The organism is Streptomyces sp. NPDC054813, from assembly GCF_053611365.1.
Genome location: NZ_JBSHAF010000008.1, coordinates 18,744 through 42,944, shown reverse-complemented (window position 1 = coordinate 42,944; position 24,201 = coordinate 18,744). Strand labels below are relative to the sequence as shown.

General features: G+C 70.4%; 25 protein-coding genes and 1 pseudogene. 11 read left to right on the top strand and 15 right to left on the bottom strand.

All coding sequences use genetic code 11. The features are described from left to right. Window positions 1-137 precede the first annotated feature (137 nt). From ACWGJB_RS17620 to ACWGJB_RS17585, 8 genes are all read right to left on the bottom strand, one after another. Window positions 138-1,685, bottom strand: a complete 1,548-nt coding sequence (locus ACWGJB_RS17620; RefSeq protein WP_453381047.1) for a DUF1996 domain-containing protein — start codon at window positions 1,683-1,685, stop codon at window positions 138-140. A gap of 172 nt (window positions 1,686-1,857) precedes the next feature. Continuing rightward, window positions 1,858-2,508, bottom strand: a complete 651-nt coding sequence (locus tag ACWGJB_RS17615; protein WP_453381046.1) for a response regulator transcription factor — start codon at window positions 2,506-2,508, stop codon at window positions 1,858-1,860. After that, window positions 2,493-3,788 (bottom strand): sensor histidine kinase, encoded by a 1,296-nt coding sequence (locus tag ACWGJB_RS17610; RefSeq protein ID WP_453381045.1) that lies wholly within the window; start codon window positions 3,786-3,788, stop codon window positions 2,493-2,495. The genes ACWGJB_RS17615 and ACWGJB_RS17610 overlap by 16 nt, the downstream gene beginning before the upstream one ends. 596 nt (window positions 3,789-4,384) lie before the next feature. Further along, window positions 4,385-4,975 carry a winged helix-turn-helix domain-containing protein gene (locus tag ACWGJB_RS17605; RefSeq protein WP_453381044.1) on the bottom strand — a complete coding sequence of 197 codons (591 nt, stop codon included), beginning with the start codon at window positions 4,973-4,975 and terminating at the stop codon, window positions 4,385-4,387. A 329-nt stretch (window positions 4,976-5,304) separates the two neighbouring features. Beyond that, entirely contained in the window at window positions 5,305-6,243 is a 939-nt protein-coding gene (locus ACWGJB_RS17600) for a DUF6891 domain-containing protein (RefSeq protein ID WP_453381043.1), read from the bottom strand. Between the two features lie 82 nt (window positions 6,244-6,325). Then, complete coding sequence (glnII, locus tag ACWGJB_RS17595) at window positions 6,326-7,357, bottom strand: glutamine synthetase (protein ID WP_351732103.1); 1,032 nt, start codon at window positions 7,355-7,357, stop codon at window positions 6,326-6,328. 283 nt (window positions 7,358-7,640) lie between these two features. Further along, complete coding sequence (locus tag ACWGJB_RS17590; RefSeq protein ID WP_453381042.1) at window positions 7,641-8,351, bottom strand: hypothetical protein; 711 nt, start codon at window positions 8,349-8,351, stop codon at window positions 7,641-7,643. Between the two features lie 131 nt (window positions 8,352-8,482). After that, window positions 8,483-8,851, bottom strand: a complete 369-nt coding sequence (locus ACWGJB_RS17585; RefSeq protein ID WP_453381041.1) for an arsenate reductase family protein — start codon at window positions 8,849-8,851, stop codon at window positions 8,483-8,485. 232 nt (window positions 8,852-9,083) lie between these two features. Between ACWGJB_RS17585 and ACWGJB_RS17580 the strand changes: the two genes are divergently transcribed. The 3 genes and pseudogenes from ACWGJB_RS17580 (at window position 9,084) to ACWGJB_RS17570 (ending at window position 10,317) form a co-directional block, all read left to right on the top strand. After that, window positions 9,084-9,398 (top strand): hypothetical protein, encoded by a 315-nt coding sequence (locus tag ACWGJB_RS17580; RefSeq protein ID WP_453381040.1) that lies wholly within the window; start codon window positions 9,084-9,086, stop codon window positions 9,396-9,398. 207 nt (window positions 9,399-9,605) lie between these two features. After that, window positions 9,606-9,803: pseudogene (locus ACWGJB_RS17575) on the top strand (DUF2252 family protein); the annotation flags it as partial. 229 nt (window positions 9,804-10,032) lie between these two features. Then, window positions 10,033-10,317: a hypothetical protein gene (locus tag ACWGJB_RS17570; protein ID WP_450759797.1), complete on the top strand. Its 285-nt coding sequence runs from the start codon at window positions 10,033-10,035 to the stop codon at window positions 10,315-10,317. A 28-nt stretch (window positions 10,318-10,345) separates the two neighbouring features. Here the strand turns inward: ACWGJB_RS17570 and pspAB are convergent, their stop codons facing one another. The 4 genes from pspAB to glnA all read right to left on the bottom strand — a co-directional run bounded on the left by pspAB (window position 10,346) and on the right by glnA (window position 13,811). Beyond that, entirely contained in the window at window positions 10,346-10,930 is a 585-nt protein-coding gene (pspAB, locus tag ACWGJB_RS17565) for a PspA-associated protein PspAB (RefSeq protein ID WP_453381351.1), read from the bottom strand. A gap of 2 nt (window positions 10,931-10,932) precedes the next feature. After that, on the bottom strand, window positions 10,933-11,853 hold the full coding sequence (gene htpX / locus ACWGJB_RS17560; RefSeq protein WP_453381039.1) for a zinc metalloprotease HtpX: 921 nt from the start codon (window positions 11,851-11,853) through the stop codon (window positions 10,933-10,935). Between the two features lie 186 nt (window positions 11,854-12,039). Further along, window positions 12,040-12,297, bottom strand: a complete 258-nt coding sequence (locus ACWGJB_RS17555) for an SCO2583/SCO2584 N-terminal domain-containing protein (RefSeq protein WP_453381038.1) — start codon at window positions 12,295-12,297, stop codon at window positions 12,040-12,042. Window positions 12,298-12,401: 104 nt separating this feature from the next. Continuing rightward, window positions 12,402-13,811, bottom strand: coding sequence for a type I glutamate--ammonia ligase (gene glnA / locus ACWGJB_RS17550; protein ID WP_360493688.1), 1,410 nt, complete (start codon window positions 13,809-13,811; stop codon window positions 12,402-12,404). A gap of 211 nt (window positions 13,812-14,022) precedes the next feature. Here glnA and ACWGJB_RS17545 point away from each other — a divergent pair, with 211 nt between their 5' ends. Beyond that, window positions 14,023-14,493, top strand: a complete 471-nt coding sequence (locus tag ACWGJB_RS17545; RefSeq protein ID WP_453381037.1) for an RDD family protein — start codon at window positions 14,023-14,025, stop codon at window positions 14,491-14,493. A gap of 189 nt (window positions 14,494-14,682) precedes the next feature. Here ACWGJB_RS17545 and ACWGJB_RS17540 read toward each other — a convergent pair whose 3' ends face one another. Then, on the bottom strand, window positions 14,683-16,326 hold the full coding sequence (locus ACWGJB_RS17540; protein ID WP_453381350.1) for an FAD-dependent oxidoreductase: 1,644 nt from the start codon (window positions 16,324-16,326) through the stop codon (window positions 14,683-14,685). A 213-nt stretch (window positions 16,327-16,539) separates the two neighbouring features. On the opposite strand from ACWGJB_RS17540, the gene ACWGJB_RS17535 reads away from it, so the two are divergent. Genes ACWGJB_RS17535 through ACWGJB_RS17505 form a run of 7 tightly spaced genes read left to right on the top strand, consistent with a single transcriptional unit; the run spans window position 16,540 to window position 21,715 of the window. Further along, on the top strand, window positions 16,540-17,604 hold the full coding sequence (locus ACWGJB_RS17535; RefSeq protein WP_453381036.1) for a SchA/CurD-like domain-containing protein: 1,065 nt from the start codon (window positions 16,540-16,542) through the stop codon (window positions 17,602-17,604). Between the two features lie 42 nt (window positions 17,605-17,646). Continuing rightward, on the top strand, window positions 17,647-18,063 hold the full coding sequence (locus tag ACWGJB_RS17530) for a cupin domain-containing protein (protein WP_450759810.1): 417 nt from the start codon (window positions 17,647-17,649) through the stop codon (window positions 18,061-18,063). Beyond that, window positions 18,060-19,328: a beta-ketoacyl-[acyl-carrier-protein] synthase family protein gene (locus tag ACWGJB_RS17525; protein WP_453381035.1), complete on the top strand. Its 1,269-nt coding sequence runs from the start codon at window positions 18,060-18,062 to the stop codon at window positions 19,326-19,328. Before ACWGJB_RS17530 ends, ACWGJB_RS17525 begins: the two co-directional genes overlap by 4 nt. Next, window positions 19,325-20,569 (top strand): ketosynthase chain-length factor, encoded by a 1,245-nt coding sequence (locus tag ACWGJB_RS17520; RefSeq protein WP_453381034.1) that lies wholly within the window; start codon window positions 19,325-19,327, stop codon window positions 20,567-20,569. Before ACWGJB_RS17525 ends, ACWGJB_RS17520 begins: the two co-directional genes overlap by 4 nt. 46 nt (window positions 20,570-20,615) lie before the next feature. Then, window positions 20,616-20,867 (top strand): acyl carrier protein, encoded by a 252-nt coding sequence (locus ACWGJB_RS17515; protein ID WP_362722922.1) that lies wholly within the window; start codon window positions 20,616-20,618, stop codon window positions 20,865-20,867. 1 nt (window position 20,868) lies between these two features. Then, window positions 20,869-21,348 (top strand): SRPBCC family protein, encoded by a 480-nt coding sequence (locus ACWGJB_RS17510; RefSeq protein ID WP_453381033.1) that lies wholly within the window; start codon window positions 20,869-20,871, stop codon window positions 21,346-21,348. A 34-nt stretch (window positions 21,349-21,382) separates the two neighbouring features. Next, window positions 21,383-21,715: a TcmI family type II polyketide cyclase gene (locus tag ACWGJB_RS17505; RefSeq protein WP_453381032.1), complete on the top strand. Its 333-nt coding sequence runs from the start codon at window positions 21,383-21,385 to the stop codon at window positions 21,713-21,715. A 78-nt stretch (window positions 21,716-21,793) separates the two neighbouring features. Here ACWGJB_RS17505 and ACWGJB_RS17500 read toward each other — a convergent pair whose 3' ends face one another. Further along, complete coding sequence (locus tag ACWGJB_RS17500; protein ID WP_453381031.1) at window positions 21,794-22,858, bottom strand: methyltransferase; 1,065 nt, start codon at window positions 22,856-22,858, stop codon at window positions 21,794-21,796. 43 nt (window positions 22,859-22,901) lie between these two features. Continuing rightward, window positions 22,902-23,993: a right-handed parallel beta-helix repeat-containing protein gene (locus ACWGJB_RS17495; protein WP_453381030.1), complete on the bottom strand. Its 1,092-nt coding sequence runs from the start codon at window positions 23,991-23,993 to the stop codon at window positions 22,902-22,904. Window positions 23,994-24,201 lie beyond the last annotated feature (208 nt).

Sequence of the window (24,201 nt, the reverse complement as noted above, 5' to 3'; positions counted from 1 at the left end):
GGGGGGGGTGTCGGGTGTCGGCCACACACCACACACCCCACCCCGAGGGGCGCCCGCCCCCCCCGCCCCCCCCGCGGCGGGGGGGGGGGGCCCCCCCCCCCCCCGCCTTCGTGCTATCGGCTAGCCAGGGGTGTTGCTCACTGGCACCTGCGGCCGGTGTTGATGCAGTTGGCGATCTTCGCCGCCAGGTTGTTCTTGGTGACGCTGATGAAGTCGTCGTGGTCGGTCGACGGCTTGTGCAGCTGCTCCGGGAAACCGTCCACGGCGTAGGCGTTCTTCACCTGGCCGTTCTGGATGGTCGGCGGGGTGATCTTGTAGACCAGGCGCATCGTCAGCTGCGGAATGGCCTTGAAGCCGTTCCCGCAGACACCGCTCGCCGGGTCCGCGAAGGCCACGTGCGTACGGTGGTTGGCGCTGTCGATGTTGACGCCGTCCCAGCAGCTCTGGAAGGCGAACGTCCGGACCACGTTGCTGCCCTGCGGGCAGATCGGGTACTGCTCGGTCAGCTGGACCTTGTTCTCGAAGCCGGTGCAGCTCCAGTGCGCGTTGGCGTTGGCCAGACCGTTGGTCGTGGTCTTGGCGTCACCGGTGATGATGCGCAGGAACTGCGGCATCGCGACGACCTTGGCGGCCGGGCTGCCGACGTACTTGATCTCCGCCGACTGCGGGGTCAGGATCTTGCCGACGTTGCCTTCCTTGCCACCGCCGTCCGCGTTCTGGTCGAAGTCCTGCGAACCGTCCTGGACACGCACGACCGGCCAGTAGTACGACGACAGGTCGCTCTGGTTCTGGCAGGAACTCGGCGCCGCCAGCATCGAGTCGTTGGTGGCGAACGCGTTGACCTTCTGGTTGCCGACGTAGTCGTGCAGGTGGTGCGCGCCGTTGGTCACGCCGGGCGCCACGATGACGTTGTCGGTGTTGTGGTTCTTGTTCGCGTTCACACCGCAGCGGGTGGTGAAGGTACCGGTCGAAGCGGTCTGCTGCTTCTGCGGCTTGGCCAGGACGTTCGGCGCGACCTTCGTGATGTCCACGAAGTCGGCCGCGACCGGGCCGTTGCCCGCCTGCCCGCCGACGTTGGCCGGGGCGCTGGCGCTGGCACTCGGGGCGGCCGTGGCCTGGCCGTTGTTCCCGTTGTTGTTCTGACCACCGTTGTTCTGGCCGTTGTTGTTGTTCTGACCACCGTTGTTGTTGCCCCCGCCGGCGGTGGTCTGGTTGGCGGTCTGCGTGGTGCAGGCGGCGAGCTGGGCCAGCGAGCTGTCGAACTGCCCGCCGACCCGGGTGATGTCGATCCGGATCCGGTCGATCGTGGCCGCCCGCTTCTCCTTCAGGGGGCCGACGATCGCGTTCTGCACGAAGTTCGCGTCGTTCGCCTGGGCCTGGCGCGTGGAGGCGAGACGGGCGTAGGCCTCGGTGATCTGCTTGTCGAGCTTCGCCAGTTCCGCCGCCACCCCCCACTTGGCCTTGGCGGGCACGTTCGTCAGCTTCTGGCCGACGTCCGGGCAGGAGATCGTCGCGACCGAGGCAGCGGCAGCCTTCGTGTAGTTCTGGGCTGAGTTGTTCGACTCGTGCGCCGAAGCGTTCATCTGCGCCCAGAGCAGCCCGCCCCCGCCGAGCGCTAGGGCCGCCGATGCGGCTATGGCCTTGACGGCCAATGGCGAACGGCGCTTGCGTGTGTTGCGTCCCATGGAACTCCTCTGACTTCCTTGCGGGGCAGCATCGAGGCGCCCGACAGGAGTGAAGCGGCGTCCTTTCATACGCACCCCGCCTCAGACGTGTTCAGCTGCCTCACAAATTCATCAGAGATTTGTTACGCACTTGGGCCACAACTGCCGTTTGAGCAGGGCGATTTCTGGAAAATCAGCGGTCGCGGTCCAGATACGCGAGCACCGCCAGGACGCGCCGATTGTCATCGTCCGACACCTCAAGTCCCAGTTTGGTGAAGATGTTGGAGGTGTGTTTGGCGATGGCCCGATCCGTGACGACGAGCTGAGCGGCGATCGCCGCGTTCGAACGGCCCTGCGCCATCAGCTCCAGCACCTCCAGCTCCCGCCGTGTCAAGCCCTCCAGGGGCCGGTCGCCGGCCCGCCGGGACAACAGCTGCTGGATCACCTGCGGATCCATGGCCGTACCGCCCGCCGCGACCCGCCGTACGGCGTCCACGAACTGCTCGGCGTCGAACACCCGGTCCTTCAGCAGATACCCCACCCCGCCGCTGCCGTCGGCCAGCAGCTCCCGCGCGTACAGCTGCTCCACGTGCTGGGAGAGGACCAGCACCGGCAGCCCGGGCCGGTCCCGCCGCGCCCTGAGCGCGCACTGCAGCCCCTCGTCGGTGTGCGTGGGCGGCAGCCGTACGTCCACCACCGCCACGTCCGGCTCCAACTCGGCGAACGCCCGGGTGAGTTCGGGGCCGGTCTCGACGGCGGCCACGATCTCGAAGTCGTAGGCCTCCAGCAGCCGGACCAGCCCGTCGCGGAGCAGGAACAGGTCTTCGGCTAGGACAACACGCACGGAATCTCCATGGTGACCATGGTGGGGCCGCCCGCGGGGCTGCTGACGGCCAGGACGCCGTCGAATGTACCCAGCCGCCGCTCGACACCGGCGAGTCCCGACCCGGCGCCGATCACCGCGCCGCCCCTGCCGTGGTCGGTGACCGAGATCCGCAGCATGCCGACGCCTTCCGGCACGTGATGCAGGTCCACCCAGATCCGGTCGGCGCCGGAGTGCTTGACCGCGTTGGTCAGCACCTCGCTCACCGCGAAGTACGCGGCCGACTCCACCGGCGCGTCCGCCCGGCCCGGCAGGTCCACGGTCACCTCCGTGGGCACCGGCAGCCGCAGCGCCAACGCCCTTACGGCATCGCCGAGTCCGCGCTCGGCCAGCACCGGCGGATGGATGCCCCGCACCAGGTCGCGCAGCTCGCCCAGGGCCTCCACGGATGCCTGCCGGGCCTGCGCGAGCAGTTGCTTCGCCTTCTGCGGATCCTTGTCGAGGAGCATCTCGATGGTGCCGAGATCCATGCCCATCGCCACCAGCCGGGCCTGCGCCCCGTCGTGCAGATCCCGCTCGATCCGCCGCAGCTCGGCCGCCGAGGTGTCCACCGCGTCCTTCCGGGTCTCGGTCAACACCCGCACCCGCTCGGTGAGTTCACCCTGACCGGTGTCGAGGACGGCGCGGGTGAGCTTGAAGTGGACGGTCAGCGCGGCGGGGGCGTAGCGGGAGGCGGCGACGAGGATGACGGCGCCGAGCCCGGCGGCGGCGAACGCGGTGGCCTGGCCGCTGACCGGCACGAAGCCGTACCAGTACGGGCCGTACTTCCCGTACGGGCCGCCCGTCATGGTCCGCCACAGTCCCGCCGCCAGCGCGAACCCCTCGAAGGGATAGAACACGAGCACCGCCGGCAGCAGCGCGGTCACGAACCCGGCCGTCATGTCCACCAGCAGCCACAGCACGTCCCGCCGCACCTGCGGGTCCCGCAGCATGCCGAAGGTGCGCGTCCAGGGGTTGGCGTCCGGCAGCAGCGGCCGGTACGCCGACGGGATCCGCACCCCGCACCACTCGTACGCGAGCCGCCGCCGCACGTCCGCCACCTCCCGGACAGCGCCCAGGATCCGGGGCGTGGTGACGATACCGACGCCGATCGGGATCAGCGCGACGGAGACCGCCGTCAGGACAAAACAGAGGATCGAGACGGCCGGCATCACCAGCGCCAGCACCAGCCCCCGCACGGCGGCCAGCAGCACCTCGCGCGCCCTGCCGCGAAAGCCACCGCTGTTCGTGTTCGTCGTCATGCGGCCAGTCTGGCCGACCGACTCTCCACGGGTCACTGGCCCGAAGCCCCATGTGAGGGGGTGGTGCTACGTACACCCCGGGCGCAGGTAGCGCCCCTTCAGGGGTGCGGGGCTGTGCCCGATGTGCGGCTCCGCCGCGTGGGCGCTGGACCCATGGCTCGATCCCGGTGGCGAGGATCACCTCGGGGTCGGTCCAGCGGAGCTCCGCGGCCGACCCCGTGACCCGGCGGCAAGCCTCCAGCAGCGCGCCCATCGTGGTGTGCCCGGGCGGCCCGACCAGGTTGTACGGTCCGGACAGCCCCCGCTCGACCGCACCCAGGGTCCACTCGGCGAGATCGCGGGCGTCCACGAACTGGACGGGCAGACCGTGCGGGCCCGGTGCCGGCACCGGCCCGCCCCGGGCGATCCGGTTCAGCCACCACGGCAGCCGGCCGATGTTCTCGTACGGGCCGAGGATCAGCCCGGCCCGCACCAGCACCGAGCCGTCCGCGCCGAACGACTCCACGACGGCCGGCTCACCCGCCCCGCTCGTCCTGCGCGCACTCGGTCGGGCCCGGCGTCGGCCGAGGCCCCCGTCACCAGGGCAGAGCGGCCCGTCAGCGGCCGGTCGGCGGGGTGTACTTGTAGCCGACCCGGCGGACCGTCTGGATCGCCTTGCGGTGCTCCGCGCCGAGCTTGCGGCGCAGCCGGGCGACATGGACGTCGACCGTGCGGCCGTCGCCGACGTGGCCGTAGCCCCAGACCGTGGTGACCAGCTGGTCGCGGGTGTGCACCCGGTTGGGGTGCGCGACCAGATGGGCGAGGAGCTCGAACTCCAGGTAGGTGAGGTCGAGTTCACGCCCGCCGACCTGGGCGGTGCGCTGCACGGAGTCGACGGTGACGAGCGGCCGGGTACCGGACGCGGCGGTCGCCGTGGTCGTCGTGGTCGCGCCCGGTTCGTCGGCCGACTGCTGCGGGTCCGGCACCGCGACCGGCAGGAACGGCGGCCGCTGGTCCGCCGGGACCAGCACCAGGTAGCCGATCATCGGCGGCTGGCCCGGCAGGGTGGGCACGGTGTGCTGCGGGGCGGGCAGCCAGGTGGCGCCCGGCGGCAGGAAGTCGGCCATGTCCACCACCTCGTCCCGGTCGACGGCACGCAGCCGGTGCCGGGCTGCGGAGGCGGGGGAGAGAGAACGAGTGGTCGCCATGAGACGTCAGCTCTTTCGCGCGAGGAGTTCGTCGGTCGGGACGACGGCCGCGACTCGTGGTCGGGCGCGCCGGGGACGTTCTGCGTTCCGCGCTGGCCGAAGGCCGGGGTGTACGGCTTTAGAGGGCCCGCGCGTTCATCGCGCGGCAACACACCCGGTCGAAGTCGTGGTGCTGACGGGAAGGCCAGAAGGGCTCGAGGTCATGGCGACCCGTCGCGCTGCACTTCTGGTAGCTGGCCATGCGCCCATTGAAGCAGACACAGCCGGGAAACAGGACCCTCCTCTCACTGCTTGGACGCGTCCCTGGCGGGACCCTGACGCTGCCCGCCTCACCCCACCAGGCGTTTGCGCCAGGTCAGCGGGGTGAGCTCGATCGCCTTGTCCGGATTGCCGTCCCACACTGCGGACAGCCCGGCGGCGGTGAGGGCGGCGACCACCTCGCGGCCGACGGCCGTGGTGGTCTCCGCGGAGCCGTCGAAGCCGCCGTAGTAGAGGCTGAGGCCGTGGCCCTCGGCGGCGGAACGGGTGCACTGGTGGTGGAAGAAGACGAAGCCCCGGGCCCCACCCGCGTCCTCGGCCTCGGCGCCGATCTCGGCCATGCCGCAGGAGCGGCAGCAGGTGAAGTCCTCGCGAGCGACGACGCCTTCGCGCTCCAGCGCCGCGAACGCCCGCGTCAGCCGGTCCGGGTCGGTGGGCCCGGTCCACGCCCGCTGCTCCGCCACCCGCGCCACCCAGAGCCGCTCCACGATCTCCCGCGCCTGCGCCGGGGAGACCGGCGCGGTGCCGTCCCCGTCGTCGTCGGCCATCAGGTCCACGGTCTCCCGGACGAGTCGCTCGATCCCCAGGTAGCCGTCCCGGAGCAGGGCGTGCACCTGGTCCTCGGCGCGGGCCGCCACCTCGGGTCCGAGGGCGGGTATCTCCTCGCGCGGCGGCACCGGGACCGGTTCCCAGGCGACGCCCGCGTCCCAGCCGTCGTCCTCCCGTGCCCAGCCGGCCAGCAGCTCCGCCACCCGGTCCGGGTCCGTGAGGTTCGTACCGGAGAACTCGTCCGCGCCGCGCCGGTGTTCGAGGCGGTAGTCGCCGCCCTCCTCGTGCCACACCTGCGCGAACACCTTCGGAAGGTCCGGGATGCGCTGGGCGATCAGGAAGCGGTTCCCGGCCGTGCCGAGCCCGCGCACAGCCTCGCGCAGTCCGTCCGGCGCACTCCACAGGTACGTCTGCCCGTTCTCCGTCCAGGCGTTGACGGCGAGGACCTCGTCGATCTCCATGCGCCCACCATGACACGCGCCACCGACAACGCCGCAGGGGCGCCCACCGCGACGGTGGACGCCCCTGTGGGAAGTGCGCGGATCAGACCTGGCCGGCCTTGTCCAGGGCGGTGCAGCAGGTGTCGACGATCAGCCGGGTCACCAGGTACGGGTCGACGTTGGCGTTCGGGCGGCGGTCCTCGATGTAGCCCTTGCCGTCCTTCTCGACCTGCCAGGGGATACGGACCGAGGCACCGCGGTTGGAGACGCCGTAGGAGTACTCGTTCCACGGGGCGGTCTCGTGCAGACCCGTCAGGCGGTCGTCGATGCCGGCGCCGTAGTTCTTGACGTGGTCGAGCGGCTTGGAGCCCTCGCCGAGCGACTCGCACGCGGTGATGATCGCGTCGTAGCCCTCGCGCATCGCCTTGGTGGAGAAGTTGGTGTGCGCGCCGGCGCCGTTCCAGTCGCCCTTGACCGGCTTGGGGTCGAGGGTGGCGGAGACGCCGAAGTCCTCGGCGGTGCGGTAGAGCAGCCAGCGGGCCACCCACAGGTGGTCGGAGACCTCCAGCGGGGAGACCGGGCCGACCTGGAACTCCCACTGGCCGGGCATGACCTCGGCGTTGATGCCGGAGATCGCCAGACCCGCCTTCAGGCAGTTGTCCAGGTGGGCCTCGACGATCTCGCGGCCGAAGATCTCGTCGGCGCCGACACCGCAGTAGTAGCCGCCCTGCGGGGCCGGGAAGCCGCCCTCGGGGAAGCCCAGCGGACGGGCGCCGTCGAAGAAGGTGTACTCCTGCTCGATGCCGAAGATCGGCTCCTGCGCGGCGAACTTCTCCGCGACCTCGACCAGCGCGGCACGCGTGTTGGAGGAGTGCGGGGTGAAGTCGATGTCCAGGACCTCGCACAGGACGAGTACGTCGTCGCCGCCGCGGATCGGGTCCGGGCAGGTGAAGACCGGCTTCAGCACACGGTCCGAGGAGTGCCCCTCGGCCTGGTTCGTGGAGGACCCGTCGAAGCCCCAGATCGGCAGCGCGTCGAGACCGGCGGGGGCGCCCGCGATGATCTTCGTCTTCGAACGCAGCTTGGCCGTCGGCTCGGTGCCGTCGATCCAGATGTACTCAGCCTTGAAGGTCACGGGCCACATCCTTCGGGGTGGGTCGGGCGCACTTGCGGGTGCAGCGGCGCTACGGCACTGGGGCGCCTCGGTGTTGCCCGGCAGCCTGTCAACAGGCGATTTCCCGATCATTGCTCGAATGTGAACCCGGTGTTACCTGGCGGTTCTGTGGTGCGACTCACGTTGTGAGGAGCGGGCGGGCGGGGTACGGAGCCCATTTCGGGCGCTGTGCGCGGCCCTGCGCGGCGGCCGCCGGCTTTCCCTCCGTGAAAGCCGGCGGCCGAGCCACAGCCCGTCTCTTCGATCAGCCGACCTTCTGGATCAGGGCCCGGCGGATCAGGAACTTGCCGGGTTCCCGGACCTGTTCGAAGGCGGCGTTGTTGAGCAGCACACAACTGCCGGACACCGAGGTGACCTTCACCGTCGTGGACTTGTTGTTGTCCAGGTTGGTGACCTTCAGCGTGGTTCCCGCCGGGAACTGGTTGCTGGAGGCGGCCGGGGCGCCGGCCTCGCCGGACAGCGTGACGGTCGAGCCGTTGCAGACCTGCTGGCCCGCGGCGGCGGCGCCGCCTCCGGTGTTCCCGGTGGCCGCGCTCTTCGAGGGCGCCGGCGTGGCGGCCTGCTGGCCGGTCTGGCCCGTCTGACCGGTCTGGCCCGTCTGCGCACCGCCCGCCGCCTGGGAGCCCTGAGCCGACTCCCCAACGACGCAACCGGACGCCTTCTGCTGGACCTTGATCTGCGCGATGACCGCTTCGCGGTTGGCGATCCGGGCCGACGACTGGGCGTCCGGGTTCGCCTTCTGGTCCGCGATGAACTTCTGGTTGTTGCCGAGGGCGGTGGCCAGCCCCGAGCAGACGGTCGAGTCCGCGGCCGAGGACAGTGTCTTCGCGTTCTGCGGGGTCTGCGCGGCGTTCGAGGTGGACGCCAGGACGAAGGCCCCGCCGCCGGCGACGGCTGCGGCGCCGACCAGCAGTGCGATCGACTTCTTGGCGCCGAGAGTTCTCCTACGCGACATGCGCGCCTCCTGAAGAGGGGTGGGGGAGCGTACGTCGCTATGTACGAGATGCCGAACGGAGTTACTCAGTGGTTACAGGAGCCACCTAAGTAACGTGCGTCACAGCGGAGTTGAAGCCTGTTCACCTCTTGTCACCTCGTCCTCCTGGCCAGCGCTTCCTGTACGGCCTCGTCGGTACGGGCGACGAGCGCGGTCCCGTCGTCCGCGGTGATGATCGGCCGCTGGATGAGCTTCGGGTGCTCGGCCAGCGCCGTGATCCACCGGTCGCGCGCCGCCTCGTCCCGTGCCCACTCCCTCAGCCCCAGCTCCTTCGCCACGGCCTCCTGGGTGCGGGTGATGTCCCAGGGTTCGAGCCCGAGCCGTTCCAGTACGGCCCTGATCTCGTCCGCGCTCGGCACGTCCTCCAGATAACGGCGGACGGTGTAGTCGGCCCCCTCGGCGTCGAGCAGGCCGATCGCGGTACGGCACTTCGAGCAGGCCGGGTTGATCCAGATCTCCATGCCGGACACGGTAGCCGCCGAGTCCCAGGCGGCCGGCGTTGTTCGAATTAATGCGACCCCATCCGCCTCATCCGGAACCCCTGAAACGGAACCGCAATTCCCTTCGCCACCTGCTGTTTTGACGGTCCGTCCCGGACCCCCGATTGTCAGTGGGGGCCGGTACACTGGAAGCAGTGTTCGAGAGAGTCGCCGGGGTGTCCGGAGGCCCTCTGACCGCGACAGGAGGATGCCTGTGCCCGCTGCCGCACTGAAGCCGAAGCCGTTGCCGACCCAGTCCACCGCGAAGCGTGCCGTCCTGCTCGACTCGCCCTACGCGCCGGCCGAGAAGCGCCCGCTGCCGGCCGGGCGGCCACGCGAGTGGTACGTCACGCACAACCGCCGCCTCAAGGCCATGCGCCTCGCCATAGCCCTGCTCGACTCCGGCGTCTACCTGCCCAACCAGGCGCGCGACGAGAGGATCCGGAGCACGGCGGAGAGCATCGGCGTCCATCCGCCGTCGGCCACCACGTGCCACATGGTGCGGGCCCTGATGCGGTATTCGCGGTAAGCCGGCGGCGCCGGGGGCCGTGTGTCCGACACGTCCCCCCGGCGCCTTCGTCACCGGGACTCCCACCCGCGCCCCGCCCCCGGTCACCCGTTCGCCGGCCCCGGCATGCGGACCTCCCCTCGTAGGCCCTTCACTGCTTCCGGCCGGGACGCCGACGACCCGCTGTTCCTCCAGAACGAAGGGCCTGCGCGCCTACGCCGCCCCCCGTGCGGCAGGACCCTGGCACGCGCCCACGCCCGCTCCGGCCACCGCATCGCCATCGCCGGCCACCTGGGCGGCACCGACACCTTCGACCACGCGGTCACCGACTTCGCCCTCGCCTACGCCGACCGGACCACCACCGACCACGCCGTCCTCGGCACGGCCGTCACGGCGGGCGTCCTGACGGCGGCACCGGGGGGCTGAGGCGGACCTGCCACTCATGCGGTCCCTCCCGAAAACGGGATGCACACCGAGTGACCGGATCCCTACGCTGGAGACGCGTTCCGGAGCCGTCCACCACCGCTTTCCGAAGGGCCGACCGCGCCCTGGGGACTCGGGGCTAGTCTGCTACGCACCGACGGACGGCCGCCGTCCCCCGCGTGCCGTCGGATCCGTCGACCGCTCACACACGCTCACGCCACGGAGGCCCGTCATGGGCACCATCGTCCTATCCGGAACTGTCGTCCTGGTCATCCTCGGATTCGGAAACCACAACTGGTGGCTCGCCGCCGTCGCCCTGCTCTTCCTGTACGTCCACTACGGGCGCGGCTCGTCGTCGGCATCCTCGTCGGGCGGTCCGTCCGGCGGGGGCGGGGGTGTGCCGAACGACTACAAGACGTACCGCGACCGCCGTGACCGTCAGGCCAAGTGGGAGCGCCGCTACCGGCGCGAGCGCCCCCTGGAGTTCCGGCGTCAGGAGCGGAACAAGGGTCAGTAGGGGCGCGCAGGCGGGTGTCCCCGGCCGGTCAGAGGCCGGGGGCACCCCACACCGGGAACCAGCGGCTGAGGTCCTGCTCGATCCGCAGGTCGTTCGCGAGGGTCGCCTTCATCTGCAACTCCAGCGCGCTGTCGCGCCGTTCGCCGGAACCCGGCAGCGGCGCGAAGGGGTAGAACGTCGCCCGCTTGTAGAGATAGACGAGCGCGAGCCTGCGCCCGCGCTCGTCCTCGAAGGAGGCCAGGGAACAGAGCAGTTGCGGGCCGAAGCCGTTCACCTCCATCGAACTGTTCACCGCGTGCAGGTCGGTGACCAGTTGCGGAAGCTGGTCGGGGGTGCGCCGCGAGACCAGCCAGGAGTACCCGTAGTGGTCCTGGCTCAGCTCGACCGGGGAGCCGTTGCGTTCGGCGTCCGCGTCGAGGAGCGCCTGCACCTCGCGGTGGGTCTGCTCGAAGGCCGCGCCCTCGACGGTGGCGAAACACACCGCGCCCAGACCGGTGGGCCGGAACCCGGCCGCCGCCTCCAGGGTCACCGCCGCCGACGGCAGCGCGAACAACTGGTCGAGGTCGGGGGCGACGGGCTTGGTACGGCCGAGCAGGATGTCCAGGAACCCCATGCTCACCCGGCCTTCCCGGGCGTCGCCGCCTCACCCAGCTCCGCCGAGATCCGCGCCAGCTGCTCGAGCCGCTGCTCCAGGGGCGGGTGGGTGGAGAAGAAGCGCTCGATGCCGGGCTCCTTGCCGGTCGCCGGGGTGAAGTAGAACGCGTTGAAGGCCTGGGCGGTACGGAGGTCCTTGGTCGGGATCCGGGCGATGTCGCCGGAGACCTTGGTGAGCGCCGACGCCAGCGCGGAGGGGCGCCCGGTGAGCTGGGCCGCGGCCCGGTCGGCGGCCAGCTCCCGGTACCGGCTCAGCGCCCTGATCAGCAGGAAGCTGATCGCGTACACGGCGGCGGAGACCCCGATGACGGCGGCGAAGACGGCGGCCGTGTTCTGGTCCCGCCTGCCCCCTCCGAAGATCTGCGAGTAGAAGGCGAACCGCACGACCAGCCCCGCGATCACACCCAGGAAGGACGCGACCGTGATCACGGCGACGTCCTTGTGCGCCACGTGCGACAGCTCGTGCGCGAGCACCCCCTCCAGCTCGGCGGGCTCCAGCCGCCGCAGCAGGCCCGTGGTCACACAGACCACAGCGTGATCGGGATTGCGCCCGGTGGCGAACGCGTTCGGCATGTCCATCTCGGACACGGCGACCACGGGTTTCGGCATGTCGGCGATGGCACACAGCCGGTCCACCACCGCGTGCAGCTCGGGATACTCCTCGCGCTCCACGACCCGCCCGCGCATGGCGAACATCGCGATCCGGTCGGAGAACCAGAACTGTGCCACGAACATCGCGCCCACCAGTACGACGACCAGCAGCCACGACTTCAGCAACACGATCAACGCGGCAACGAAGCCGACGTACAACAATCCGAGCAGGAACAGCGTGACCGTCATCCGCACGGTCAGTCGCCGGTCGCTCCGGAAGCGGCTCTGCATCTGCCATCACCCCGCAGTCAGGCACTCGTCCCGCTGTCCAGTGTGCACCTGCCGGGGCCCATGGAAAGGTTCCGAACGTCCCTAGTAGCGGCAAAAGGTCCCTGTGAAGGCGCGGCGCCGTGGGGCGTGGGCGCGCCTCCGCGGCGGAGCCGCATGTCGATACAGCCCCGCGCCCCCTACTGGGCGCTAGTACGGCGACCGCGTCTGTATGTAACCCAGCAGCACGATCACCGCTGCCACGCACCCCAGAACCAGAGCCGTCGACACCCACGACGAACGGCGTGGCTCCACCGGCCCCGGATCCGCCCGGAACGGCGCCGGCTCCGGCGGGTTCTCCTTCCAGCGCGCGGCCAGCATGCGCGCCCGCGCGGACGGCTCCTTGTGCTCCGCCTCGGCGGCCCACCTGAAGTCGAACTCGTGCTGGTCGTCTTCCTGTTGGGACATCACGGTTCCCCCCGTCTCGAACATGAGTACACCCGCACGATACGACGACGCCCCCGTCCCGAGAAACCGGGAACGGGGGCGTCGAGAGCCGCGAAGGGCGTCTGTCACACGTCGAAGTACAGCTCGAACTCGTGCGGGTGCGGACGCAGCTGCAGCGGGGCGATCTCGTTGGTGCGCTTGAAGTCGATCCACGTCTCGATCAGGTCGGACGTGAAGACGTCACCCGCGAGCAGGAACTCGTGGTCGCGCTCCAGGGAGTCGAGGACGGCCGGGAGGGAGGTCGGGACCTGCGGGACGCCCGCGTGCTCCTCGGGGGCCAGCTCGTAGAGGTCCTTGTCGATCGGCTCGGCCGGCTCGATCTTGTTCTTGATCCCGTCCAGGCCCGCGAGCAGCAGCGCCGAGAAGGCGAGGTACGGGTTGCCGGAGGAGTCGGGCGCGCGGAACTCGACGCGCTTGGCCTTCGGGTTCGAACCCGTGATCGGGATACGCATCGCGGCCGAGCGGTTGCGCTGCGAGTACACCAGGTTCACCGGGGCCTCGAAGCCGGGCACGAGGCGGTGGTACGAGTTCACCGTCGGGTTGGTGAAGGCGAGCAGCGACGGGGCGTGCCTGAGGATGCCGCCGATGTAGTAGCGGGCGGTGTCCGACAGGCCCGCGTAGCCGGCCTCGTCGTAGAACAGCGGGTCGCCGTTGGCCCACAGCGACTGATGCACGTGCATGCCCGAGCCGTTGTCGCCGAAGATCGGCTTCGGCATGAAGGTCGCGGTCTTGCCGTTGCGCCAGGCCACGTTCTTCACGATGTACTTGAAGAGCTGGAGGTCGTCGGCGGCCGCGAGCAGCGTGTTGAACTTGTAGTTGATCTCCGCCTGGCCGGCGGTGCCGACCTCGTGGTGCTGGCGCTCGACCTTCAGGCCGTTCTTCTCCAGCTCCAGGGAGATCTCGGCGCGCAGGTCGGCGAAGTGGTCGACCGGCGGGACCGGGAAGTAGCCGCCCTTGTAGCGGACCTTGTAACCACGGTTGTCCTCCAGGGCGCCGGTGTTCCAGGCACCCGCCTCGGAGTCGATGTGGTAGAAGGACTCGTTCGCGGTGGTCGCGAAGCGGACGGAGTCGAAGACGTAGAACTCGGCCTCGGGGCCGAAGTACGCGGTGTCGGCGATACCGGTCGACGCGAGGTACGCCTCCGCCTTCTTCGCCACGTTGCGCGGGTCACGGGAGTACTGCTCGCCCGTGATCGGGTCGTGGATGAAGAAGTTGATGTTGAGCGTCTTGTCGCGGCGGAAGGGGTCGATACGCGCCGTCGACAGGTCCGCGCGCAGCGCCATGTCGGACTCGTGGATCGCCTGGAAACCGCGGATCGAGGATCCGTCGAAGGCGAGCTCCTCGTCCGGGTCGAACGCATCGACGGGCACCGTGAAGTGCTGCATGACGCCCGGCAGGTCGCAGAACCGGACGTCGACGAACTTGACGTCCTCGTCAGCGATGAACTTCTTGGTCTCGTCGGCGTTCTGGAACATCCAGCTCCTCCTACTTCCGGGCGTTCCCGCGCCGGGGTGGTAGTTCGTTCGTGCGGCCAGTGCGGTGGCACACGCTGTTCTCGACCCTAGGGACGGGTGATTTCTCGGGCGTGACCCATTTGTTTCGCTGAAGTTAACCGGCCTTGTTCCACCGTAGCCCCGCGGCACCCCGCCGGACCCCGGGCGTTTGCCCGGGCAGTACCGTGGTCGGGTGGACAACAGGCAAGCAATGGGATCGTGGCTCTCGGGGCCCCGTGCGGCCATGGAAGAGGCCGGTGCGGAGTTCGGATACCGGGGTGAGCAGCTCGGTCTGCCGGAGGACGGGCCGGGCTCCATCGCCCGTCCGGGGCGACGGCTCGGTGCGCTGGTCGTGGACTGGGCGCTGTGCGTCTTGATCGCATACGGCCTGATCACCGACGGCTACAACCCGGCGACGACCAGCAACTGGACGCTGCTGGTCTTCTTCGTCCTGGGGGTCCTGACCGTCGGTACCATCGGCTTCACGCCGGGTAAGCGGCTGTTCCGGCTGCGGGTGGTCGGGGTGGAGACGGGGCGGGTGCAGCCGCTGCGCGCACTGGCCCGCACGGTGCTGTTGTGCCTCGCGATCCCGGCGCTGGTGTGGGACCGGGACGGCAGGGGGCTGCACGACCGGCTGGCGAAGACCGTCGAGGTCCGTATCTGAGTGCGGCTGAGTGGGGGCTGATCGCGCAGTTCCCCGCGCCCCTTACGGGGCACGTCCCAGCAGCGTCTCCATAGCCGCGGGCAACCGTGCCTCCCCCAGAGCCCGAAAGGCCTGGGGGGACCCCCAGGCGGCACGGGTGGGCGCGGCGGCACCCTGCAAGCGCCGGTAAGCGTCCCCACCCCCCCCGGCTCACCGCCTGCGCAGCAGCCGGGCCAGTACGTCCCGCAGCTCTCCCTCCGGGTCCGGCACCGCGCCCTCCGAGCGCCAGGCCACGAATCCGTCCGGCCGTACCAGCACCGCACCGTCCGCCGTCGTGCCGTGCGCGGCCGCCCAGTCCATGCCCTCTCCGTCGTGGACGAGGTCCGCCCCCGCCGCCCCGACGCGGTACGTGTCCAGTCGTAGCCGCTCCGTGTCCGCGATCCGGCGGGCGGCCGCGTGCCAGGCCGAGCCCGCCGCCGAGCCCGCGTCGCTGAGCAGTACCAGGGACCGCTCGTACAGGTCGAGCGTGGAGAGCCGTTCGTCCGCGCGGCGCAGCCACAGGTGGGGGGCCCGGCTGCCCGGCTGCCCGGTCAGGTTCATCCCATCGGGTACGACCTGCTGGCCGGGGTCCGCGTCGACGACCGCGCCCTTCGGGTACTGGTAGCCGAGGACGATGTTGAGGATGCCGCCGCGCTTGCCGGCGCCGATGCCCGGCGCGGGCGCGAACCCGGGATGGCTGTGCTCCACCGAGCGGGCCGAGGCACGGGCGCTGGTGGCCAGGGCGACCGGGCGGCGCTCCGCGTCGTACGACTCCAGCAGTCCGGGGCCGGCCCAGCCGTCGAGGACGGCCGCCAGCTTCCACGCCAGGTTGTGCGCGTCCTGGATGCCGGTGTTGGAGCCGAACGCGCCGGTCGGGGACATCTCGTGCGCGGAGTCGCCGGCCAGGAAGACCCGCCCGGACGCGTACCGTTCGGCGACCCGTTCGGCGGCCCGCCAGGAGGCGCGGCCGGTGATCTCGACGTCGAGGTCGGGGACGCCGACGGCCCGGCGGATGTGCCGGGTGAGGCGCTCCTCGGTGAACTCGTCGAGGGTTTCGCCGTGTTCGGGGTGCCACGGGGCGTGGAAGACCCAGTGCTCCTTGTTGTCGACGGGCAGCAGCGCGCCGTCCGCCTCCGGATCGGTGAGGTAGCAGCAGATGAACCGCCGGTCCCCGACGGTGTGGGCGAGCAGCTTGGAGCGGAAGGTGATGCTCACGTTGGCGAACAGGTCGCCGGGGCCCATCTGGCCGATGCCGAGCCGGCCCCGGACCGGGCTGCGCGGGCCGTCGGCGGCGACCAGGTAGTCCGCGCGGACGGTGTACATCCGGTCGGAGTCACGGTCCCGGACGTACGCCGTCACCCCTTCGGGGTCCTGCTCGAAGGACTCCATCTCGTGGAAGTAGCGGAGCTCGCCGGTGAGGGATTCGGCCGCCTGGCGGAGCACGGGTTCGAGGTCGTTCTGGCTGCACAGACACCACCCCGTAGGGCTGAACCTCGCGATTCCGCCGCCGGGATCGATCTCCTTGAACAGCCATTCGCCGGCGTCGCCGACCAGCGTCGGGGTCTGCAGGATGCCGTGGTTGTCGGTGAGGAGTGAGGCGGCGGACTTGATGGCGGGCTCGATGCCGGCCTTCCGGAACAGCTCCATCGTCCGCACGTTGTTGCCCCGGCCGCGTGGATGGATCGAGGTCCCGGAGTGCCGTTCGACGAGCATGTGGCGTACGCCTAGACGGCCCAGGAAGAGGGACATGGACAGGCCCACGAGGGAGCCGCCCACGACGAGGACGGGGACCTGGTGATCGGTTCTGTGCTGCATCGGGGACTCCAGGGGCGGGTGGTGGTGCGTCAGGTGCGTCGGAACTTCCATGCCCCTTCCGCCCCCCTTCCCGAGGGGTTCCGCGTGCTCAATCACCCACCTGGTTCACGCGAGTCGCGCGCTTCGGAGGACCGGCACAGGATCAAAAAGCGCTGACGCCGCGTCATCGGCGAAGGCGCAGGCCGCTGCCCCCGCGAAGGAGATGTGCGAAGCATGACGACGATCTCGGAAAAGGTTTCGGAAAAGCTGACCCGCCCGGTGTCGAAACGGGTCTCCCAGTCCGTCTTCGACGGCTCGCGGCTCCGGGTCGTCCTGCTGGTGGACGTCTTCGACGGCGCGCAGCAGGAGTTCCTGGAGGCCTATGAGCAGCTGTGCAACCAGGTCGCCCAGGTGCCCGGTCACGTCAGCGACCAGCTCTGCCAGTCGATCGAGAACCCCTCGCAGTGGCTGATCACCAGCGAGTGGGAGAGCGCCCCGCCGTTCCTCGCCTGGGTGAACAGCGAGGAGCACGTGGAGATGGTCAAGCCGCTGCACAACTGCGTGCGCGACACCCGTTCGCTCCGCTTCCAGGTCGTCCGCGAGACCGGCGGGCCGGCGGTGGACGCGGTGCGTGTCCTGCAGGCCGAGCCACGGATGGGCGACGGCGTGATCCGCCACGCGCTCACCTTCACGGTCCGGCCGGGCAGTGAGGCCCAGGTCGCGAAGCTCCTCTCGGACTACGCCTCGCCCAAGGCCGAGGTCGACGACTCCACCCGGCTGTGCCGCACCTCCTTGTTCATGCACGGCAACCGGGTGGTGCGGGCCATCGAGGTGCGCGGCGACCTGATGGTCGCCCTGCGCCACGTCGCCCGGCAGCCCGAGGTGCGGGCCGTCGAGGAGGCCATCAACCCCTACCTGGAGCAGGACCGCGACCTCGACGACCAGGACTCCGCACGGGTGTTCTTCACCCGGGCGGCGCTGCCGGCCGTGCACCACGTCAGCGGCGCCGATGAGCTGTCCGAGGGCGACCGCCACGCGCTGTACTACCCGGCCCGCCCGGGCTGCGGGATGCGGCTCGCCGAGCTGCTCGCGCAGCAGGACGAGGCCGCGGCCGAGGACCCGGCGAGCCCGGTGCTGCACAGCACGGTCTTCCAGCGCGACGACGTCGTCGTACGGCTGGTCGAGCAGCGGTCCGGCACCCCTGTGGACGACGTCCCGGCCCACGCGCTCACCGCCCTGCTGGACGGCGACACGGTGCGGATGAAGCTCCTCACCGACCGTCGCTCGCCCGACGCCTGACCCCCCACCACCGCCGGATCACCCTCACGGAGGAACCTACAGATGAAGCCCATTCCAAAGATCGTGGACCTCAGCGAGATCGAGCCCAACACGCGGCGCGGCGGCGACCTGCGCGCCATGCTCACCCCCGCCACGGTGGGTTCCACCAGCGGTTTCATGGGTGTGGCCATCGTGCAGCCGGGCGACCGCATCGCCGAGCACTACCACCCGTTCTCCGAGGAGTTCGTGTACGTGGTCTGCGGTGAGATGGAGGTCGACCTGGACGGCGAGCCGCACCCGCTGCGGCCCGAGCAGGGTCTGATGATCCCCATCAACATGCGCCACCGCTTCCGCAACGTGGGCAATGCCGAGGCCCGGATCGTCTTCCACCTCGGCCCGCTGGCCCCGCGCCCGAGCCAGGGCCATGTCGACACGGAGGAGACGGAAGCCGCCGTCGCCGTGGGGCAGGTCCGGTCGTGACCCGGCGCGTGGCGGTTACGGGCATAGGCATCGTGGCTCCGGGGGGTGTGGGCGTACCGGCGTTCTGGGACTTGCTCGCCTCCGGCCGGACCGCGACGCGCGGCATCACCTTCTTCGACCCCTCCGGCCTCAGGTCGCGGATCGCCGCCGAGTGCGACTTCGACCCGGCGGCGCACGGCCTGGACGCCGAGGAGATCGAACGAGCGGACCGTTACATACAGTTCGCCCTGGTCGCCGGTGACGAGGCGGTCCGGGACTCCGGTCTCGACCTCGGCCGGGAGGACCCCTGGCGGGTCGGGGTCTCCCTGGGTACGGCCGTCGGCGGCACCACCCGTCTGGAGCACGACTACGTCCTGGTGAGCGCCGGCGGCCAGCACTGGGACGTGGACCACCGGCAGGCGGGGCCCCAGCTGCACCGGGCGTTCTCGCCGAGCACCCTCGCCTCCGCGGTGGCGGAACGTTTCGGCGCCCAGGGTCCGGTACAGACCGTCTCCACCGGCTGCACCTCGGGCCTGGACGCCGTCGGCTACGCCTTCCACACCGTGCAGGAGGGCCGGGCCGACATCTGCATCGCCGGTGCCTCGGACTCCCCGATCTCCCCGATCACCATGGCCTGCTTCGATGCGATCAAGGCCACCTCCCCGAACAACGACGACCCCGAGCACGCCTCGCGCCCCTTCGACAACCGCCGCGACGGATTCGTCATGGGCGAGGGCGGCGCGGTGCTCGTCCTGGAGGAGCTGGAGCACGCCAAGGCCCGCGGCGCGCACATCTACTGCCAGCTCGACGGCTACGCCACCTTCGGCAACGCCTACCACATGACAGGTCTCACCAGCGAGGGCCTGGAGATGGCCCGCGCCATCGAGACCGCCCTCGACCACGCCCGCCTCGACCCCACCGCCATCGACTACGTCAACGCCCACGGCTCCGGCACCCGGCAGAACGACCGCCACGAGACCGCGGCGGTGAAGAAGGCGCTCGGGCAGCACGCCTACAGCACGCCCATGAGCTCCATCAAGTCCATGGTGGGCCACTCGCTCGGCGCCATCGGCGCGATCGAGGTCGTCGCCTGTGTGCTCGCCCTGGCCCACCAGGTCGTCCCGCCCACCGCGAACTACGAGACCCCCGACCCCGAGTGCGACCTCGACTACGTGCCGCGCGTCGCCCGCGAACGGCGCCTCGGCGGCGTCCTGTCCGTGGGCAGCGGGTTCGGCGGCTTCCAGTCCGCGGTGATCCTGACGCGGCAGAGAGGACGGACACGATGAGCGAACCCCGTTCTCGTCGGGCGGCCGTCACCGGCATCGGTGTCGTCGCGCCCAACGGAACCAGCACCGAGACCTTCTGGAAATCCGTCCAGGAGGGACGCAACGTCCTCGACAAGGTGACCCGCGACGGCTGCGAGCACCTGCCCATGAAGGTGGCCGGAGAAGTCCGCGACTTCGACCCGACGGCCGCCGTCGAGGAACGCCTCATCGTCCAGACCGACCGCTTCACGCACTTCGCGATGGCCGCGGCCGATCTGGCACTCGAGGACGCCCGCCTCGGCCGCGCCGACACCGACGGCTCGCCCTTCGACATCGGCGTGGTCACCGCGGCCGGCTCCGGCGGCGGCGAGTTCGGCCAGCGCGAGCTCCAGCAACTCTGGGGCAAGGGCAGCCGGTTCGTCGGCCCCTACCAGTCCATCGCCTGGTTCTACGCGGCCAGCACCGGCCAGATCTCCATCCGGCGCGGCTTCAAGGGGCCCTGCTCGGTGGTCGCCGCCGACGAGGCGGGCGGCCTGGACGCCCTGGCGCACGCCGCCCGCGCGGTGCGACGCGGCACCGACGTCATCGTGGCCGGCTCCACCGAGGCGCCCATAGCTCCGTACTCGATGGTCTGCCAGCTCGGCTACGAGGAGCTCAGCCGGGAGACCGACCCGACCCGCGCCTACCGCCCGTTCACCGAGCAGGCCTGCGGGTTCGTGCCGGCCGAGGGCGGCGCCATGCTCGTCGTGGAGGACACCGGCTCGGCCCGCAGACGCGGACTGCCGGTACGGGCCACCCTCGACGGACACGCGTCGACCTTCACCGGGGCCTCCCGCTGGGCCGAGTCGAGGGCCGGGCTCGCCCAGGCGATCCGTGGCGCCCTCGCCGAGGCCGGCTGTGCCCCGGAGGAGATCGACGTGGTCTTCGCCGACGCCCTCGGCGTCCCGGCGGCCGACCGGGCGGAGGCGCTGGCCATCACCGACGCCCTCGGCGCGCACGGCAGGCGGGTGCCCGTCACCGCGCCCAAGACCGGGATCGGCCGGGGGTACTGCGCGGCCCCCGTCCTGGACACCGCCGCAGCGGTGCTCGCCATGGAACACGGCCTGATCCCGCCGACCCCGGGTGTCCACGACATCTGCCACGACCTCGACCTCGTGACGGGCAGCGCCCGCGCCGCCGCACCACGCACGGCGCTGGTCCTCAGCCGGGGACTCATGGGGTCGAACTCGGCACTCGTGCTGCGCCACGGCGCGGCCGGGTGATCCGGCGAAAAAACAGCTGCCCAGCAGCGAAGAAGAAGGAGTCCCAATGAGCATCACCGTGGACGAACTGTCCGAACTCATGAAGAAGGCCGCCGGCGTCACCGTCGCCCCGGCCGACCTCCAGGACCGGGCCGACAGCGGCTTCGACGCCCTCGGCGTCGACTCGCTCGGCCTGCTCGGCATCGTCGGCGAACTGGAGAACCGGCACGGCGTGCCCATGCCGGTGGACGCCGAGCGGTGCAAGACCCCCCGCCAGTTCCTCGACCTCGTCAACAGCGCCATGCCCGCGGGAGCCTGACATGACCGGACACACCCAGAACGAGATCACCATCGCCGCGCCCGTCGACCTGGTCTGGGACATGACCAACGACGTGGCCAACTGGCCCCAGCTGTTCAGTGAGTACGCCAGCGCCGACATCCTCGAAGAGCAGGGGAACAAGGTCACCTTCCGGCTGACCATGCACCCCGACGAGAACGGCAAGGTGTGGAGCTGGGTCTCCGAGCGCGAGACGGACCGCGCCCACCTCCGCGTCAAGGCCCGCCGGGTCGAGACCGGCCCGTTCGCGCACATGGACATCCTCTGGCAGTACGAGGAGGTCCCCGCCGGCACCCGGATGGTCTGGACCCAGGACTTCGCGATGAAGCCGGAAGCCCCCGTCGACGACGAGTGGATGACCGACAACATCAACAGGAACTCCAAGGTCCAGATGGCCCTGATCCGGGACAAGATCGAGAAGGCGGCCACCGGCCGGCGCCCCGACCCGGCCCTGGCCGACTGAGCCGGCCACCAGGAAGACAGGAACGGAGAGACACGTGCACCAGGCCCTGATCGTCGCCCGTATGGCACCGGGCTCCGCCCCCGACATCGCGAAGGTGTTCGCGGAGTCCGACCGGGGAGAGCTGCCGCACCTCGTCGGGGTCACCCGGCGCAGCCTCTTCCAGTTCGGTGATGTCTACATGCACCTCATCGAGTCCGAGCGCGAGCCGGGACCGGCCATCGCCAAGGTCACCTCGCACCCCGACTTCAGGGACGTCAGCGACCGTCTCACGGCGTACGTCAGCGCGTACGACCCGGAGACCTGGCGCTCCCCGAAGGACGCGATGGCCCAGCGCTTCTACCTCTGGGAGCGCGACGGCGCGGCGTGAACCGTCGTACCGCCGTACGCCAACGGTGCCGGACCCGCGCAGAACGCGGGCCCGGCACCGGCATGTCCGGGACCTGCCTCAGGCGGGCACCGTGCAGTCGAAGGCGTGCAGATACGGGTTGACCGGGCGGATGTCGTTGACGCTCAGACCCGCGTCGGTCAGCCGGCGCACCATGCTGTCCGTGGTGTGCTTGGCGCCGCCGACGTTCAGGAGCAGCAGCAGGTCCATGGCGGTGCTGAACCGCATCGACGGCGTGTCGTCGACCAGGTTCTCGATCACCACCACCCGGGTCCCGGGACCCCCCGCCGCGACCACGTTGGCCAGCAGCTGCACGGTGGACTCGTCGTCCCACTCCAGGATGTTCTTGATGATGTAGACGTCCGCGTCGACCGGCACGGCCTCCCGGATGTCACCCGGCACGATGCGCGCCCGGTCCTCCAGGTCGCCGCCCGGGCGCAGCCGCGGCAGGGCCTTCTCCACCACCCGCGGCAGATCCAGCAGATAGCCCTTCATCGCCGGGTACTTGTCCAGCAGACAGGCCACCACATGCCCCTGGCCGCCGCCGAGGTCCGCGACCGACCGGCTGCCGGACAGGTCGAGCAGGGCGGCGACCTCACGGGCCGACTGCTCGCTGGAGGTGGTCATCGCCCGGTTGAAGACGTCCGCCGACTCCGGGGCGTCCTCGTTCAGGTAGACGAAGAACTCCTTGCCGTAGAGGTCCTCGATGACGTTACGGCCGCTGCGCACGGCCTCGTCGAGCTTCGGCCAGGCATCCCAGGTCCACGGCTCGGTGCACCACAGGGCGATGTACCGCAGGCTGTGCGGGTCGTCCTCGCGCAGCAGCCGGGAGGTCTCGGTGTGGGCGAACGTCCCGTCCGGCCGCTCGGCGAAGACGCCGTAGCAGGACAGGGCGCGCAGCAGCCGGCGCAGCGGCCTGGGGTCGGTCTTCACCGCGGACGCCAGGCTCTCCACGGTCATCGGGGCGTCCCCGAGCGCGTCGGCGACGCGCAGCCGGGCGGCCGCGCGGACGGCGGCGGCACAGGCCGCCCCGAACACGAGCTCGCGCAGCCGCATCGAGGGCGGCGGTGCGTCGTCCCGCGCCGGGTCCTTCGGCGCCGAGAGATCGCGTGCTGGTGCGGTCATGTGCCGCCTTCCTTCCTCGTGGGGGTGTCGTACGGCCGTCAGGTCAGCACAGACCGGCGGGCTTGGACTTCTTGCAGGTGTTGGTCTTGAAGCTGTTGCCGTGCTTGGCGGCTTCCTGGTTGATCAGGTCGGCGGGGGCGTTGCCCGACAGCTTGTTGCGGGTGATCTGGTTCTTCTCGCTGGTGGCGCCCACGAAGCTCTTGACGATCACGACACCGCCGGACATCGGGGACTTGCCCGAGTTCCCGGTGACCGTGTTGCCGGTGACCAGGGTGTCCTCGGCGCCGGTCAGGACGATGCCGGAGCCCTGCAGGAAGGACAGCCGGGCGGTCTTCTTGCAGTACTTGTTGTTCTTCACGACCTGGTTGTCGGCGACGGTGATGTGACCGGCCTTCGGCTTGTTCTCGTCGCCGACGACGAACATGCCCGCGCAGTTCCCGGTCACCGAGTTGTCCGAGACGGTCAGGTTGCGCAGCCGGCGCACGGTGACGCCGATCCGGTTCTTCTCCAGCAGGTTGTGGTCGACCGCCGTGCCGTCGGTGTCGGTGGCGCCCTTCTCCGCGGTGATGGAGTTGGCGAGGAACAGGCCCGCGTCGCCGTTGCTCCGGGCGACGTTGTACCGGTAGGTGCTGTGCACGGAGCGCTCTTCGGCGATGCCCCACTGCCCGTTCTTCACGGCGGCCACGCCGTGCACGTTCAGGTTGGCCGTGCCGACCGCCATGACGCCGGTCCGGGAGAACCCGGTCACGGTCATCCGGGCGATGGTGACGTCCTCGACGGGCCGGCTCTTGGTGCCGACCACGCAGATCCCGTTGCCCATCTCCGCGCAGGACTTCTCGGCCGCGGCCTTCTTGGCCTTCTTGGACTTCTTGGACTTCTTGGGCGGCTGGAGCACGGTCTCCGGGCCCACGCCGCGCAGCGTGAGGCTGGGCGTGGTCACCTTGACGCTCTCGTGGTACGTGCCGGCCAGCACGAGGACGGTGTCGCCGGGCTCGGCCGCGTCCACGGCCTTCTGGATCGACTCACCCGGATGCACCTCGAGGATGCGGTGGGCGGCGGTCGCCGGGGCGGCGCCGAGCAGGGAGCCGCACAGGGCGGCGGCACAGGCGAGGTATGTGATATGGCGTTTTGTCACATTTGGCAGGTTAGGAGCCGATGACCCGATTACCCGCTGGATAGGCCGTTCGGCGGCGTGTCATCGGGGCCGCGGCGGGCCGGACCGGGGAACACGAAGGCGGGGCGGTCGCATCGCTTCCCTCCCCCCAAATTTGTTGTGTTTTTGTACCACACCCCCATTAAACCCCAATGGGGGAAACAGGGCCGAGGGCGGGGGGGGGGGAAAA

Coding starts and splice junctions, on each gene's coding strand:
- ACWGJB_RS17620 (WP_453381047.1), bottom strand. CDS start 1,685: ATGGGACGCAACACACGCAAGCGCCGTTCGCCATTGGCCGTCAAGGCC.
- ACWGJB_RS17610 (WP_453381045.1), bottom strand. CDS start 3,788: ATGACGACGAACACGAACAGCGGTGGCTTTCGCGGCAGGGCGCGCGAG.
- ACWGJB_RS17605 (WP_453381044.1), bottom strand. CDS start 4,975: ATGGCGACCACTCGTTCTCTCTCCCCCGCCTCCGCAGCCCGGCACCGG.
- ACWGJB_RS17600 (WP_453381043.1), bottom strand. CDS start 6,243: ATGGAGATCGACGAGGTCCTCGCCGTCAACGCCTGGACGGAGAACGGG.
- ACWGJB_RS17590 (WP_453381042.1), bottom strand. CDS start 8,351: ATGTCGCGTAGGAGAACTCTCGGCGCCAAGAAGTCGATCGCACTGCTG.
- ACWGJB_RS17585 (WP_453381041.1), bottom strand. CDS start 8,851: ATGGAGATCTGGATCAACCCGGCCTGCTCGAAGTGCCGTACCGCGATC.
- ACWGJB_RS17570 (WP_450759797.1), top strand. CDS start 10,033: ATGGGCACCATCGTCCTATCCGGAACTGTCGTCCTGGTCATCCTCGGA.
- pspAB (WP_453381351.1), bottom strand. CDS start 10,930: ATGGGGTTCCTGGACATCCTGCTCGGCCGTACCAAGCCCGTCGCCCCC.
- htpX (WP_453381039.1), bottom strand. CDS start 11,853: ATGCAGAGCCGCTTCCGGAGCGACCGGCGACTGACCGTGCGGATGACG.
- ACWGJB_RS17555 (WP_453381038.1), bottom strand. CDS start 12,297: ATGTCCCAACAGGAAGACGACCAGCACGAGTTCGACTTCAGGTGGGCC.
- glnA (WP_360493688.1), bottom strand. CDS start 13,811: ATGTTCCAGAACGCCGACGAGACCAAGAAGTTCATCGCTGACGAGGAC.
- ACWGJB_RS17540 (WP_453381350.1), bottom strand. CDS start 16,326: ATGCAGCACAGAACCGATCACCAGGTCCCCGTCCTCGTCGTGGGCGGC.
- ACWGJB_RS17535 (WP_453381036.1), top strand. CDS start 16,540: ATGACGACGATCTCGGAAAAGGTTTCGGAAAAGCTGACCCGCCCGGTG.
- ACWGJB_RS17530 (WP_450759810.1), top strand. CDS start 17,647: ATGAAGCCCATTCCAAAGATCGTGGACCTCAGCGAGATCGAGCCCAAC.
- ACWGJB_RS17520 (WP_453381034.1), top strand. CDS start 19,325: ATGAGCGAACCCCGTTCTCGTCGGGCGGCCGTCACCGGCATCGGTGTC.
- ACWGJB_RS17515 (WP_362722922.1), top strand. CDS start 20,616: ATGAGCATCACCGTGGACGAACTGTCCGAACTCATGAAGAAGGCCGCC.
- ACWGJB_RS17510 (WP_453381033.1), top strand. CDS start 20,869: ATGACCGGACACACCCAGAACGAGATCACCATCGCCGCGCCCGTCGAC.
- ACWGJB_RS17500 (WP_453381031.1), bottom strand. CDS start 22,858: ATGACCGCACCAGCACGCGATCTCTCGGCGCCGAAGGACCCGGCGCGG.